15 protein-coding genes are annotated in these 13,819 nt (G+C 72.3%); 13 read left to right on the forward strand and 2 right to left on the reverse strand.

Annotated elements, in window-relative coordinates; all coding sequences use genetic code 11:
• Positions 1–3 precede the first annotated feature (3 nt).
• Positions 4–855, forward strand: coding sequence for a menaquinone biosynthetic enzyme MqnA/MqnD family protein (locus tag ACSNN7_RS15320; protein ID WP_436681452.1), 852 nt, complete (start codon positions 4–6; stop codon positions 853–855).
• 18 nt (positions 856–873) lie between these two features.
• Here ACSNN7_RS15320 and ACSNN7_RS15325 read toward each other — a convergent pair whose 3' ends face one another.
• Both ACSNN7_RS15325 and ACSNN7_RS15330 read right to left on the reverse strand, forming a co-directional pair.
• Positions 874–1,809: a hypothetical protein gene (locus ACSNN7_RS15325; protein WP_436681453.1), complete on the reverse strand. Its 936-nt coding sequence runs from the start codon at positions 1,807–1,809 to the stop codon at positions 874–876.
• Positions 1,809–2,822 (reverse strand): hypothetical protein, encoded by a 1,014-nt coding sequence (locus ACSNN7_RS15330; protein WP_436681454.1) that lies wholly within the window; start codon positions 2,820–2,822, stop codon positions 1,809–1,811. Before ACSNN7_RS15330 ends, ACSNN7_RS15325 begins: the two co-directional genes overlap by 1 nt.
• Positions 2,823–3,189: 367 nt before the next feature.
• Here ACSNN7_RS15330 and paaA point away from each other — a divergent pair, with 367 nt between their 5' ends.
• From paaA to ACSNN7_RS15390, 12 genes are all read left to right on the forward strand, one after another.
• Positions 3,190–4,257, forward strand: a complete 1,068-nt coding sequence (gene paaA, locus ACSNN7_RS15335) for a 1,2-phenylacetyl-CoA epoxidase subunit PaaA (RefSeq protein ID WP_436681455.1) — start codon at positions 3,190–3,192, stop codon at positions 4,255–4,257.
• Positions 4,254–4,541 carry a 1,2-phenylacetyl-CoA epoxidase subunit PaaB gene (gene paaB, locus ACSNN7_RS15340; protein WP_088959289.1) on the forward strand — a complete coding sequence of 96 codons (288 nt, stop codon included), beginning with the start codon at positions 4,254–4,256 and terminating at the stop codon, positions 4,539–4,541. The genes paaA and paaB overlap by 4 nt, the downstream gene beginning before the upstream one ends.
• The gene (gene paaC, locus ACSNN7_RS15345; RefSeq protein ID WP_436681457.1) at positions 4,538–5,263 is read left to right on the forward strand and encodes a 1,2-phenylacetyl-CoA epoxidase subunit PaaC; all 726 of its coding nucleotides are present in this window, start codon (positions 4,538–4,540) and stop codon (positions 5,261–5,263) included. Before paaB ends, paaC begins: the two co-directional genes overlap by 4 nt.
• Entirely contained in the window at positions 5,257–5,733 is a 477-nt protein-coding gene (gene paaD / locus ACSNN7_RS15350) for a 1,2-phenylacetyl-CoA epoxidase subunit PaaD (RefSeq protein WP_436681459.1), read from the forward strand. Before paaC ends, paaD begins: the two co-directional genes overlap by 7 nt.
• Complete coding sequence (paaE, locus tag ACSNN7_RS15355; protein ID WP_436681460.1) at positions 5,730–6,839, forward strand: 1,2-phenylacetyl-CoA epoxidase subunit PaaE; 1,110 nt, start codon at positions 5,730–5,732, stop codon at positions 6,837–6,839. Before paaD ends, paaE begins: the two co-directional genes overlap by 4 nt.
• A gap of 199 nt (positions 6,840–7,038) precedes the next feature.
• Positions 7,039–8,229 (forward strand): cyclic dehypoxanthinyl futalosine synthase, encoded by a 1,191-nt coding sequence (mqnC, locus tag ACSNN7_RS15360; protein ID WP_334452136.1) that lies wholly within the window; start codon positions 7,039–7,041, stop codon positions 8,227–8,229.
• A gap of 150 nt (positions 8,230–8,379) precedes the next feature.
• A complete protein-coding gene (locus ACSNN7_RS15365; protein ID WP_436681461.1) occupies positions 8,380–8,790 on the forward strand; it encodes a hypothetical protein in 411 nt (136 codons plus the stop codon).
• Positions 8,753–9,574, forward strand: coding sequence for a hypothetical protein (locus ACSNN7_RS15370; protein ID WP_436681462.1), 822 nt, complete (start codon positions 8,753–8,755; stop codon positions 9,572–9,574). Before ACSNN7_RS15365 ends, ACSNN7_RS15370 begins: the two co-directional genes overlap by 38 nt.
• 470 nt (positions 9,575–10,044) lie before the next feature.
• Positions 10,045–11,268 carry an LPXTG cell wall anchor domain-containing protein gene (locus ACSNN7_RS15375; protein WP_436681463.1) on the forward strand — a complete coding sequence of 408 codons (1,224 nt, stop codon included), beginning with the start codon at positions 10,045–10,047 and terminating at the stop codon, positions 11,266–11,268.
• A gap of 104 nt (positions 11,269–11,372) precedes the next feature.
• Complete coding sequence (locus ACSNN7_RS15380; protein WP_436681464.1) at positions 11,373–12,083, forward strand: demethylmenaquinone methyltransferase; 711 nt, start codon at positions 11,373–11,375, stop codon at positions 12,081–12,083.
• 86 nt (positions 12,084–12,169) lie between these two features.
• Positions 12,170–12,394, forward strand: a complete 225-nt coding sequence (locus tag ACSNN7_RS15385; RefSeq protein ID WP_334452143.1) for a hypothetical protein — start codon at positions 12,170–12,172, stop codon at positions 12,392–12,394.
• Positions 12,395–12,528: 134 nt separating this feature from the next.
• Complete coding sequence (locus ACSNN7_RS15390) at positions 12,529–13,806, forward strand: geranylgeranyl reductase family protein (RefSeq protein WP_334452145.1); 1,278 nt, start codon at positions 12,529–12,531, stop codon at positions 13,804–13,806.
• Positions 13,807–13,819: the final 13 nt, after the last annotated feature.

Below are 13,819 nucleotides of genomic sequence, written 5' to 3' on the forward strand. Positions count from 1 at the left end.
GTCATGGTTGAACGCGTGGCGCGCCCCCGGGTCGGACACATCCAGTTCCTGAACTGCCTGCCCATCTACTGGGGTCTGATGCGCTCCGGCGCGCTGCTCGACGTCGACCTGCACAAGGACTCGCCGGACCGGCTGAGCGCCGCGCTGGTCGCCGGTGACCTGGACATCGGGCCCGTCTCGCACGTGGAGTACCTGCGCCACGCCGACGAGCTGCTGCTCCTGCCCGACCTGGCGGTCGGCAGCGACGGGCCGGTGCTCTCGGTCAACGTGGTCTCCACGAAGCCGCTGGCCGAGCTGGACGGCGGCCGGGTGGCGCTCGGCTCCACCTCGCGTACCGGGGTGCTGCTCGCCCAGCTCCTGCTCGCCGACCGGTACGACGTCCGCCCCGACTACTTCCGCTGCCCGCCGGACCTGACCCAGATGCTGCTGGAGGCCGACGCGGGGGTGCTCATCGGCGACGTGGCGCTGCGCGCGCTCTACGAGGCGCCGCGCCGGGGGCTGGAGGTCACCGACCTCGGGCAGGCCTGGCGGGAGTGGACCGGGCTGCCGATGGTCTTCGCCGTCTGGGCGGTACGCCGCGACTTCGCCGCCGCCCACCCGGGCCTGGTCAAGGAGGTGCACGAGGCGTTCCTGCGCTCCCGTGACCTGTGTCTGGCCGAGCTGGACCAGGTGGCCGAGGCGGCCGCCCGCTGGGAGCCGTTCGACGCGGCGACGCTGGCCACGTACTTCCGTGCCCTCGACTTCTCCCTCGGCGAGCGGCAGGTGGCCGGGCTGCGCGAGTTCGCCCGGCGGGCCGCGGCGATCGGCGAGGCCCCGGCGCTGCCGGACGGCGGCCCCGAGTTCTTCGCCGGCTGATTTACGTCGGGGGCGCGGTCAGGTGCCCGGGCGGAGCACCGCCTCGGTGATCTTCTGGCAGTTCTTCATGCCGTACTCGACGCCCGAGCCGATCGGGTAGCGGACCATCACGCCCATCGTCCAGGTGTCGCCGATGGCCAGGCAGTTGACGTGCCACTCCTGCTCGCGGGTCCGGTCGACCCAGCCGTTCTTGATGGCGATGGTCTTCCGCTCGGCGGTCGGGAACGCCTTGCGGATGCCGAAGTCGCCCGCGCCGCGCACCAGCCGCATCTCGCCGAGCAGCCACTTGGTCCACTTCGGACCAGCGGCGCGTCCGTCGGCGATGCACGCGCCGAGCCGGGCGGTGTCCCGGGGGGAGAGGTTGGTCCGGCTCCAGCCGCCGTCGGCGGCCGGGCTGCTGTCGGTGGTCTTGCAGATGGAGATCATCCGCTTGATCGACGCGGACCGGCCGATGCCGGTGTAGAACTGCTCGGCGCGGGTGTTGTCGCTGTCCCGGATGATGCGGGTGGCGTCGGCGAGCTTGGCGTCGCTCGGGGTCTGCCCGGCCTCGGCGGCCTTGCGCAGGTAGTCGGCGACGATCCAGGCCTTGATCAGCGACGCGGTGGTGCTGGTCTCGCCCATGTTCTCCGAGCCGATGATCTTTCCGGTCCGGGTGTCCAGGACGCTCCAGGCGTACCAGCCCTTGAGGTCGAGGTCGATCTGCTCGTCGGAGAAGGGCAGCGGCGCCGGCGCCGGGGTGGGGGTCGGCTTCGGACGGTTGCTGCGGTCGGTGGGCCCGGCGGTGGAGCGGTCCGTCGTGGGCGGCTCGCCCCACTGCGAGGCGGCGGCCGACTCCAGCGGCGAGCCGGGCAGCAGCCGCAGCGACACCAGCACCAGGCCGATCAGGATGGCGGCGAAGGCGGCCAGCTTCAGCGGCGTGGCGTCCCGCCGGTCAGCGCGGCGGCTGCGGGCCATCAGAGCTCACCGGCCGGCTGGGGCGGCGGCGGTACCTGGTTCAGCTGCTGGGGCACCTTCAGTGCCGCGCCGGGCTGTGGCGTCACCAGCTGGGTGGCGACGCTGGCGCAGACCTTCGCGCCGTAGTCCAGCTTGCTGCTCTGCGGGTAGCGCAGCATCACCGCGAGGCTCCACTTGTCCGTGACGGCGAGGCAGCTCACGTGCCAGTTGCCGTCGTAGCTGAGCGGGGTCCAGCCGTTCTTGATGGCGACCGGGCCCTGCGCCTTGATCGCGGCGGGCAGTCCGTCGACGATGCCCCACTTGCCGCCGCCCGACCGGAGCTGCTGGGTCTTGACGCTACCGCGGACCTTGCTCATCTCGTCCAGCACCCACTTGGTCCACTTCTGGCCGGCCGCCCTGCCGTCGGCGATGCAGTCGCCGAGCCGGGCGGCGTCGCGCGGGGACATCCGGGTGAAGCTCCAGTAGCCCTCGTAGCCGGCCACGTTGCCGCGCTTGGTGTCGGTGAGGCCGCAGATGCTGATCGCCCGCTTGATCACCGGGCCCGGCTGGCCGCCGGCCGGCACCTTGTAGGAGCCGCCCGCCGCGGCGTAGACCTGGTTCGCCGCGGTGTCGTTGCTGTCCCGGATGGCCAGGCTCGCGGCCTTCTTGAGCGCCGCCGTCGGCTGCTTGTCGCCGAGCTGGCGCAGGTAGTCGGCGACGATCCACGCCTTGATCATCGACTCGGTCGAGCTGGTAGACGCCATGTTCTTCGAACCGGCGATCTTGCCCGTCCGCCGGTCCATCAGGGCCCAGCCGAAGAACTCGCCCTTGAAGTTCACCGACACCGGGCCGGCGGTGAGCGTCGGCGGCGGGGGCGTGGTGGGGGCCGGAACGGGGACCTGTTGCGCGCCGCCGCCGATGCCGCCCAGACCGTCGCCGTCGCCGGCCAGCTTCGCGTAGGCGGTCGGCACCAGCAGGCCGGCGCCGAGCAGGACTGCCAGAACGGCGAGCACCATGGTCACGCGAGATCGCATGAGTGGGTGAACTCCAGATGTCAGGGCCGGGGGGCCGGCTGTTTCCGCATGGTCGACTCGACCGCCGAGGCCGGGGGAGTGGCCGTCGTCGTGGTGCGATCGTCAGCAGCCGATCGGTGGTGACCGGGGGAAGTCTACGTCCGGACCGGCGACTCGCCAGAACCCGACGCTCGGCAACTTGCCGTTAAGCCGTGATAAAGAGCCGGTATGCCGCTCTTAGGGGGATTCATCTTCGGCAAGTGACGCATGTCACAGCCCTGCCCGGGTGCAGGTGTCAACCGAGAGCGGCTGTCCGGTGACGCAAAGACCTTTCGGAATCCTGTTACACCCTCTGGTGTCGCGGGGGCCGAGCTGTAACACTTGGGCCATGTATGGCAACGACTTCGCCGCCGAGGGGGACGCCCCGGGCGGTGACCTGCTCGGTCAGGTCGAGGCGGCCGAGGCCGCGCTACGGGAGGCCGCGGCGCGCGGCCGGCGCGGCGCGCCGGAGCCCGGTGCGGACCTGGCGGCGTACTTCGCCGAGGTCATCGACGCGGACCAGAAGATCGAGCCGCGCGACTGGATGCCCGAGGCGTACCGCAGGACGCTGATCCGGCAGATCGCCCAGCACGCGCACTCCGAGATCATCGGCATGCAGCCCGAGGGGAACTGGATCAGCCGGGCCCCGTCGCTCAAGCGCAAGGCGATCCTGCTGGCCAAGGTGCAGGACGAGGCCGGCCACGGGCTCTACCTCTACGCGGCGGCCGAGACCCTCGGCATCAGCCGCGACGAGCTGGTCGAGATGCTGCTCAACGGGCGGCAGAAGTACAGCTCGATCTTCAACTACCCCACCCTGACCTGGGCCGACGTGGGCGCCATCGGCTGGCTCGTGGACGGCGCCGCGATCGTCAACCAGGTGCCGCTCTGCCGCTGCTCCTACGGGCCGTACGCGCGGGCGATGATCCGGGTCTGCAAGGAGGAGTCGTTCCACCAGCGGCAGGGCTACGAGATCCTGCACACGCTGGCGCACGGCACCCCGGCGCAGAAGGCGATGGCCCAGGACGCCGTCGACCGCTGGTGGTACCCGTCGCTGGCGATGTTCGGCCCGCCGGACGGGGACTCGACCCACTCCGCGCAGTCGATGGCCTGGAAGATCAAGCGCTTCTCCAACGACGAGCTGCGCCAGCGCTTCGTGGACATGTGCGTGCAGCAGGCCGAGATCCTCAATCTCACCCTGCCCGATCCGGACCTGCGCTGGAACGACGAACGGCAGTCGTACGACTACACCCAGCCGGACTACGACGAGCTGATGCGGGTGATCAAGGGCGAGGGCCCGTGCAACCGGCAGCGGATGGAACACCGCCGCCGCGCCCACGACGAGGGCGCCTGGGTACGCGAGGCCGCCGCGGCGTACGCCGCCAAGCGGGCGCAGCAGAGGGAGAAGGTGGCCGCGTGAGCAAGGAATCCTCGCCACTGTGGGAGGTCTTCGTCCGGGCCCGGCGCGGGCTGTCGCACACCCACGTCGGCAGCCTGCACGCGCCGGACGCCGAGCTGGCCCTGCGCAACGCCCGCGACCTCTACACCCGCCGCCAGGAGGGGGTGTCGATCTGGGTGGTGCCGGCGAGCGCCATCACCGCGTCCAGCCCCGACGAGAAGGACGCCTTCTTCGACCCGGCCGCCGACAAGGTCTACCGCCACCCCACCTTCTACGAGGTGCCGGACGGGGTGGCGCACCTGTGAACGGCCCCTTCGACTTCACCCTCGCGCTCGCCGACGACGCCCTGGTCGCTGCGCAGCGGCTCGGCGAGTGGGCCACCCGCGCGCCGGAGATGGAGGAGGACATCGCGCTGGCCAACATCGCCCTCGACCAGCTCGGCGCGGCGCGCCTGCTGCTGTCGTACGCGGGCGAGCTGGAGGGCGCCGGCCGGGACGAGGACGCGCTGGCGTACCTGCGCGACGACCGCGAGTTCCGCAACTGTCTGCTGGTGGAGCTGCCCAACGGCGACTTCGCGGTGACCATGGTGAAGCTGCTGCTGCTCTCGGCGTACCAGCTGCCGCTCTACACCGCGCTGGCCGGCTGCGCCGACGAGCGGCTCGCCGCGATCGGGGCCAAGGCGCGCAAGGAGTCCGCCTACCACCTGGACCACAGCTCGCTCTGGGTGAAGCGGCTCGGCGACGGCACCGAGGAGTCGCACCGGCGGGCCCAGGCCGCGCTGGATCTTGTGTGGCCGTACCACCACGAGTTCTTCACGGCGGACCCGGCGGCGCCGGTCGACCCGGCCACCCTGCGGGCCGACTTCGACACGTGCGTGTCCGCCGTGCTCGACGAGGCGACGCTGACCCGGCCGCAGACCGGCTGGGCGCCGGCCGGTGGGCGCGAGGGCGTGCACACCGAGCACCTGTCGTACCTGCTCGCCGAGATGCAGGTGCTGCACCGCGCCCATCCGGGGGCGAAGTGGTGAATGCGCGGGACGCCGTGGCGGCGGTGGTGGACCCGGAGATCCGGGTGATCACCATCGACGAGCTCGGCATCCTGCGGGCGGTCGACGAGGACCCGGCCACCGGCCGGGTCGTGGTCACCATCACCCCCACCTACACCGGCTGCCCGGCGATGGACGTGATCCGCGCCGACATCCGCCGGGCCCTGGCCGGCGCCGGCCACCCCGACGCCGAGGTGCGCACGGTCTACAGCCCGGCCTGGAGCACGGACTGGATCTCCGAGCGCGGCCGGGCGAAGCTGGCCGCCGCCGGCATCGCCCCGCCGGCCCCGGTACGCGCGGGTAACCTGGTTCCCCTGTCGCTGTCCGTGCGCTGCCCGCGCTGCGGCTCGCCGGAGACCGAGCAGGTCAGCCGGTTCGGCTCCACCGCGTGCAAGGCCCTGTGGCGCTGCCGCTCCTGCTCCGAACCCTTCGACCACCTGAAGGCGCTGTGACTGTCACCATCACCCGACCGGTCCGCCGCCGGCCGGCCTTCCACCCGCTGCACGTCGCCGCCGTCGACCGGCTCACCGAGGACGCCGTGGCGATCACCTTCGCCGTGCCCGAGGAGTTGCGGGAGGCCTTCGCGTTCTCCGCCGGCCAGCACCTCACCGTGCGCCGCGTGGGTGCCGACGGCGCGGACGTGCGGCGGTCGTACTCGATCTGCTCCACCCCCGACGACCTGGCCCGGCACGGCCGGTTGCGGATCGGCGTGCGGGAGATTCCGGGCGGGGCGTTCTCCGCGTTCGCCTGCGGGGCGCTGCGCAGCGGGGACACGGTCGAGGTGCTGCCCCCGCTGGGGCACTTCACCACGGCGTTCGCGCCGGACCGGGCCCGGCACTACGGCGCGGTGGTCGCCGGTTCCGGCATCACCCCGGTGCTCTCGCTGGTCGCGACCGCCCTGGCCGTCGAGCCGGCCAGCACCTTCACCCTGGTGTACGGCAACCGCACGGCCAACACGGTGATGTTCGCCGAGGAGCTGGCCGACCTGAAGGACCGCTACCCGACCCGGCTGCACCTGGTGCACGTGCTCTCCCGCGAGCAGGGCGAGTCGCCACTGCTGTCCGGGCGGATCGACGCCGAGCGGCTGGGCCGGCTGCTGGAGACGATCGTGCCGGGCGACGCCATCGAGGAGTGGTTCCTCTGCGGCCCGTACGGCATGGTGGTGGCCGCCCGGGAGCTGCTGACCGGCCGGGGCCTGCCGGAGTCGGCGGTGCACACCGAGCTGTTCCACGTCGACGCCCCGCCGGAGCCGGTGCGCCGCCCCGGCGACGAGCCGGGCGCCGGGGCGGAGGTGACGATCGTGCTCGACGGCCGCTCGTCGCGCTTCACCATGGGACGCGACGAGCGGGTGCTGGACGCGGCGCTCAAGGTCCGCGGCGAGTTGCCGTACGCCTGCAAGGGTGGCGTCTGCTCGACCTGCAAGGCCAAGGTCGTGGACGGGGCGGTGACGATGGCCCGCAACTACGCCCTGGAGCCCGACGAGGTGGCCGCCGGGTACGTGCTGACCTGCCAGTCCAGCCCGACGACCGACAAGCTCACGGTCGACTACGACGCCTGACGACCCGCGCCGCCGCACGCTGACGGCCTATCCGGGGCGACGGCCGGGACGGATCGCTGCGCGCTTCCTCACCTTGCGCTACACGCTGTGGGAGCGCCGCTGAGCCCGGCGCGCCGGGCCGCTCGGCGCTCGTGGGGTGCGGGTCACCGGTGGCGGTGCCCGGTGCGGTGCCGCCGCAGCCCGACGTAGGCTCGGGGGCGTGACGGTGAGCCGGGAGATCGACGACATCCTGCAGCGCGGCGCGGACGGCGGGCGGATCACGCCCGAGGAGGCCCTGCTGCTCTACACCGAGGCGCCCTTCCACGCGCTGGGCGAGGCGGCGGACGCGGTACGCCGGCGGCGCTACCCCGACAACATCGTCACGTACCTGATCGACCGCAACATCAACTACACCAACGTCTGCGTGACGGCGTGCAAGTTCTGCGCGTTCTACCGGGCCCCCAAGCACAAGGAGGGCTGGACCCACCCGACCGAGGAGATCCTGCGCCGCTGCGGCGAGGCGGTCGAGCTGGGCGCCACCCAGGTGATGCTCCAGGGCGGCCACCACCCGGACTACGGCGTCGAGTACTACGAGGAGCTCTTCTCCTCGGTCAAGCAGGCGTACCCGCAGCTCGCCATCCACTCGATCGGGCCGAGCGAGATCCTGCACATGGCGAAGGTCTCCGGCGTGAGCCTGGACGAGGCCATCGCCCGGATCAAGGCCGCCGGTCTGGACTCGATCGCCGGCGCCGGCGCGGAGATGCTGCCCGACCGGCCGCGCAAGGCCATCGCCCCGCTCAAGGAGTCCGGCGCGCGCTGGCTGGAGGTCATGGAGCTGGCCCACCGGCAGGGCATCGAGTCGACCGCGACGATGATGATGGGCACCGGCGAGACCAACGCCGAGCGGATCGAGCACCTGCGGATGATCCGCGACGTGCAGGACCGCACGCGGGGCTTCCGGGCGTTCATCCCGTGGACGTACCAGCCGGAGAACAACCACCTCAAGGGGCGCACCCAGGCGACCACCCTGGAGTACCTGCGGCTGGTCGCGGTCTCCCGGCTCTTCTTCGAGACCGTGCCGCACCTGCAGGCGTCCTGGCTCACCACCGGCAAGGACGTCGGGCAGCTCGCGCTGCACATGGGCGTGGACGACCTCGGCTCGATCATGCTGGAGGAGAACGTCATCTCCTCGGCCGGCGCGCGGCACCGCTCCAACCTGCACGAGCTGATCGGCATGATCCGCTCGGCGGGCCGGATCCCCGCGCAGCGGGACACCCTCTACCACCGCCTCGCGGTGCACCACACCCCGGCGGACGACCCCACCGACGAGCGGGTGGTCTCGCACTTCTCCTCGATCGCCATGCCGGGCGGCGGCGCCGGGAAGTCCCTGCCGCTGGTCGACGCCCGCTGACGCTCGCGGCGACGCAGCCGACCCCACGGGTACGAGAAGGGGCACGGCGGCCGTCGGAATGGTGACGGGACGGCGTACGGGGCAGCGCGGCGGACGACGCGCCGCTAGCCTGCGCCGTACCTGTCGTCTTCCCACGGGGGGAACCCTTCCATGATCTTCCGTAACCGGCCGCTGGCGCGGCTGGGCGCCGCCGCGCTGCTCGCCTCCGGCGCGTTCACCGTCCTCGGCACCCCGGCGTACGCCGACAACCCGGCCAACGATCTGTCGCTGGACGTCGCGGGCACCCGCGTCGCGGCGGGCACCGAGGGCAAGGCCGCCTTCGTCAAGCTCTCCAACAAGGGCGAGAGCACGCCGACCGAGGTCACGCTCACCGTCGACGTGTCCAAGCTGGACCCGGCCCAAGGTGGAGGCCGCCCCGCTGCTCGCCGGGTGCGAGGAGGACACGGTCGAGGGACGGCGCACCTGGCTGTGCCCGCTGGCCGAGCACGAGATCCCGACGCCGGGCGCGACCCTCGAGCTGCCGGTGTTCCTCTTCAAGGACACCGACGCGATCAAGGGTGACTACTCGGCGCCCGTCACGTTCCGCGTGGTCTCGGCCAACGACACCGACACCGGGAACAACGTCCGGACCACCCAGGTGGAATTCACCACGGAGAACGGCGTCGACCTGCTGGTGCTGGCGCCGGACGTCCGCAGCCAGGTCGTCTGGCGGGCCGACGGCGAGCCGGACGTGAAGAAGCCGATCCTGAACCCCGGCGACGAGACCACCGTCTTCGCGCTCATCGTCAACCAGGGCGACATGATCGCCGACGGCGTCGACCTGACGATGTCCCTGCCCAAGGGCGTCACCTTCAGCACCGACCTGAAGGAGTGCAGGTACACCGCCGACCGGCGTACCGCCGACTGCGAGAGTGGCCTCACCCGGCTCAAGCCGGGCCAGGACCTGTACGGCTTCTTCCCGGTAAAGGTCGCGGCCGACCTCGACGCTCCGGTGAGCCTGACCGGCGGCGCGGTCGAGGTCAGCTCCCGGGGTGCCCTGCCGGCCACCGAGCGGAGCCTGGCCACCACCCCCAGCAAGCTGCCCTCGTTCCTCACCACCACCGCTCCGGCCGGGCTGGCGAAGGACGTGGACCCGAGCGACAACAGCGACAACTTCGCGGTGATCGTGGCCGCCCCGACCGGCGGCGAGGGTGGCGGCGGTGGCCTGCCGGTGACCGGCCCGCAGGCGGGTCTGATCGGCGGCGTCGGCGTGGCGGTGCTGGCTGCCGGTGGCGCGCTCTTCGTGCTGGCGCGGCGTCGCCGGGTGGTCCTGGTGACCCCGGGCGACGAGAAGCCGACCGCCTGACCGGCGGGAGTGGATCGACCGGCCTCGCCGCGTCCGGGGTCCGTCGGTCGGACGGGCAGCCGTGGCGGCCGTTCGGACGACGTCGCGGGTGGGCATCCGGCACAAGCCCGGTGATCCGGACGATCGCCTGGTGGCGGCTGGGGCACAGCTCGGAAACGATCGGCGCGCGGGGATGGCGGGGCCCGGCCGGCGACGGCTAACGTGCGGCCGTCGCACCTGCTGTTCGTCGGGATTCGCCGGCGGCGGGATGCGAGCAGGCCGGGGGTACGTCCTCCATCGGCCCATGAGGGCCGTTCACATAACGCACGGCAGTGGGGGCGGGATGGGTGACCATCCCGCCCCCACTGTTTCGTCCGTCCGGACACCGATGGACGCGAATCGCACCGCTGCGCTGGCGTACGCGCGTCGATCTCCGATACCGTCCGCTCGGTCCGCAACCCATTCCACTGTCCCTAATCCCCGGGGGATCGATGACACTGCTCCACCGCTCGGCCCTGGCACGCGCCGGCGCCGTGGTCCTGCTCGCGGCCGGTGGCCTCGCCACCGTCGCCGCCCCGGCGCACGCCGCCGACCAGGCGGATCTCGAACTCGCCCCGGTCAGCTCCCAGTTGGCCAAGGGCGTCAAGGAGGCGAAGGCCAAGCCGTTCAAGTTCGCCGTCCACAACCTGACTCCGGCGGTCGACGCCAAGGCGGTCGTCGTCACCGTCGACACCGCGGGTCTGAACCCGAAGAAGGTCGGCTTCGTCACGCCGGCCGGCTGTGACCTGAAGGGGACGGTCTTCACCTGCCTGCTGGGCGACCTGCGCGGCGGTACCAGTGAGGACTTCGGCATCCCGCTGTTCAGCACCGGGGGCCGGGGCAAGGCCGGCACGCTGGACGTGTCCATCAGCTCCGCCACCGGCGACCCCGACAAGGACAACAACCAGGCCGACGTGGACGTCCGGGTCACCCGGGTCGGCTACGACCTGACCGCCTGGGTGCAGGACGTGCAGGCCAACGTCGTCGTCGACGGCGCGGCCGGCGACGAGCCCGACCTCAAGCCGGTCCCGCGCGGCGCTACGGTGCCGCTGGACTGGGCGGTCTACAACGACGGCAGCCGCCGGGCGACCGGCATCTTCTACGGGCTGACCCTGCCGGCCGGCGTGCGCTTCGCGCAGAAGCCGGAGGGCTGCATCGAGCAGGAGTTCCAGGGCAAGGCCCAGCTCTTCTGCGAGGACGCCGGCGCCGTCGTCAAGCCCGGGCAGTACTACACGGCGGACGTGCAGGTGACCGTCGGCGAGGACGTGACCCAGCCGGTGCTCCGCGAGGGTGACCTGTTCGCCGTGGGCCTCGACGGCGTCGAGGGGCAGCCGGAGGAGGAGCCGGAGGTCGCCACCCAGGCGCAGCGCAAGGCCTTCACCGAGGCCGACGAGCTGGACAACCACACGACCTTCGAGGCCTTCGTCGACCTGTCGGCGCAGCCGACGCCGACGCCGACCCCGACCGCCACGCCGAGCGGCCAGCCGACCGCGACCCCGACCTCGGGGGGCGGCAGCGGCGGCGGTGACGGCGGTCTGCCGGTGACCGGTGTGCAGGTCGGCGTGATCGGTGGCATCGGTGCCGGCGTGCTGCTCGCGGGTGGGGCGCTGCTGATGCTCTCCCGCCGGCGCAAGGTGGTGCTGGTGGCCCCGGGCGACGAGAAGTCCGAGAACTGATCCGACGCGAAAGGGCGGGGTGGGCGACCATCCCGCCCTTTCGCGTACCCGGGGGCGGCCGACCCTGCGACCGCCGCGCGGAGCCCGGCTGGCAGAGTGGAGGGGTGAGCCGTACCCCGCAGGGCCAGCGCGCCAGCCTGGACAAGCAGCCGCACGAGGTCGCCGCGATGTTCGACGGCGTGGCCGCCCGCTACGACCTGACCAACACCGTGCTCTCCTTCGGGCAGGACCGGTCCTGGCGGCGGGCGACCCGGGCCGCGCTCGACCTGCGGCCGGGGGAGCGGGTGCTGGACGTGGGCGCGGGCACCGGCGTCTCGACCGAGGAGCTGGCCCAGTCCGGGGCGTACGCGGTCGGCGCCGACCTGTCGCTGGGCATGCTGCACGCCGGCAAGCGGACCCGGCCGGGGGTGCCGCTGCTGGCCGGTGACGCACTGAAGCTGCCCTTCGCCGACGCAAGCTTCGACGCGGTGACGATCTCCTTCGCGCTGCGCAACGTCAACGACACCGACGCGGCCCTGCGCGAGCTGGCCCGGGTGACCAAGCCCGGTGGCCGCCTGGTGGTCTGCGAGTTCAGCACGCCGGTCAACCCGGCCTTCCGCACGGTCTACCTGTCGTACCTGATGCGGTCGCTGCCGGCGGTGGCGCGCGCGGTGTCCAGCAACCCCGACGCGTACGTCTATCTCGCCGAGTCGATCCGGGCCTGGCCGGACCAGGCCGCGCTCGCCGCGCGGGTCGGCGCGGCCGGCTGGGGGCGGGTGGCCTGGCGCAACCTGACCGGCGGCGTGGTGGCGCTGCACCGGGCGGTCCGCGACTGAGGCGGCCGGCGGGCCGCAACCCGGCCACCCGGTCTTGTTTCGTGAATATCCGATTTTGCTCCACTTTGCCCCGTAGGCTCGCCTCCATGACGGGACCAGACCAGGTGGGCGGAGCCACCGACGACGACGCCGCCGAACTCATCGCCCAGCTCAAGGAGCTGGCCGGCGCGGATCCGGCGGACGTCCGTCAGGTGGTCGCCGAGGTGCTCGCCGCGCTGGACCGCGCCGCCGGCGGCGCGCTGCGCGAACACCTGCCCGAGGCCATCCGCGTCGATGCCGGCCTGGACACCGCCGCACCGGCCCGTCACTGACCCCGAAGTGGACGCCGACCGGCGGATTTTCGGCAAGTTAGGTACCCCTCATCCGGCGCGGGTGTAACGCCGGTCATAGACTCCAACCCGATCGGCTTGTGAAGCATTTCACGAGCATGCGGGAGGAGGCGCAGATGACCGCGGTGGAGAACGACGCCGACGTGATCGTCGTGGGCGCCGGTCCCGGTGGATCGGCGACCGCGTACCACCTGGCGCGGCACGGCGTGCGCGTGCTGCTGCTGGAGAAGACCGAGTTCCCCCGGGAGAAGGTCTGCGGCGACGGGCTGACCCCGCGGGCCGTGCGGCAGCTCATCCGGATGGGCGTGGACACCTCGCCCGAGGCGGGCTGGCTGCACAACAAGGGCCTGCGCGTGATCGGCGGCGGGGTCCGCCTCGAACTGGACTGGCCCGACCTGGCCAGCTTCCCCAACTACGGCCTGGTCCGCACCCGGCTGGACTTCGACGACCTGCTCGCGCAGCGCGCGATCGCCGCCGGTGCCAAGCTGCGCACCAGCGTCAACGTGGTCGGCCCGGTGCTCGACGCCGACGACCGGGTGATCGGCGTGCAGGCCGAGGTCGGCCCGGACAAGGAGCCGGCCACCTTCCACGCCCCGCTGGTGGTCGCCGCCGACGGCGTCTCCGGCCGGTTCCCGCTCGCCCTCGGGCTGGCCAAGCGCGAGGACCGGCCGATCGGCGTGGCCGTCCGGCGCTACTACCGCTCGCCGGCCAAGCACGACGACAACTACCTGGAGTCGTGGCTGGAGCTGCGCAGCAAGGACAGCGGCGACAACCTGCTGCCCGGCTACGGCTGGATCTTCGGCCTCGGTGACGGGCGGGTCAACGTCGGCCTGGGCGTGCTCAACTCCTCCTCGGCCTTCGGCAAGACCAACTACCGCCGGCTGCTCACCGACTGGCTGGCCAACACCCCCGAGGACTGGGGGATGACCGACGAGGCGAACGCCGAGGGGCCGATCCTCGGCGCGGCGCTGCCGATGGGCTTCAACCGGGTCCCGCACTACACCCGGGGTGTGCTGCTGGTCGGCGACTCCGGCGGCATGGTCAACCCGTTCAACGGCGAGGGCATCGCGTACGCGATGGAGTCCGGCGAGCTGGCCGCGGAGGTCGTGGTGCAGGCGCTGGCCCGGCCCGCCGGTCCGGAGCGGGAGCGCGCGCTGGCGGCGTACCCGACGGAGCTGAAGGCGCGCTTCGGCGGCTACTACCGCCTCGGCGGGATCTTCGTGAAGCTGATCGGCCGGCCGGAGATCATGCGCATCGCCACGAAGCACGGCATGCCGCACCCGACGCTGATGCGCTTCGTGCTCAAGCTGCTGGCCAACCTGACCGACCCGCGCGGTGGGGACGCGATGGACCGGGTCATCAACGCGATGACGAAGGCGGCCCCGGCCGTCTGAAGGACCAGGTGCG

The organism is Micromonospora sp. URMC 105, from assembly GCF_051386295.1.
Lineage (GTDB): Bacteria > Actinomycetota > Actinomycetes > Mycobacteriales > Micromonosporaceae > Micromonospora.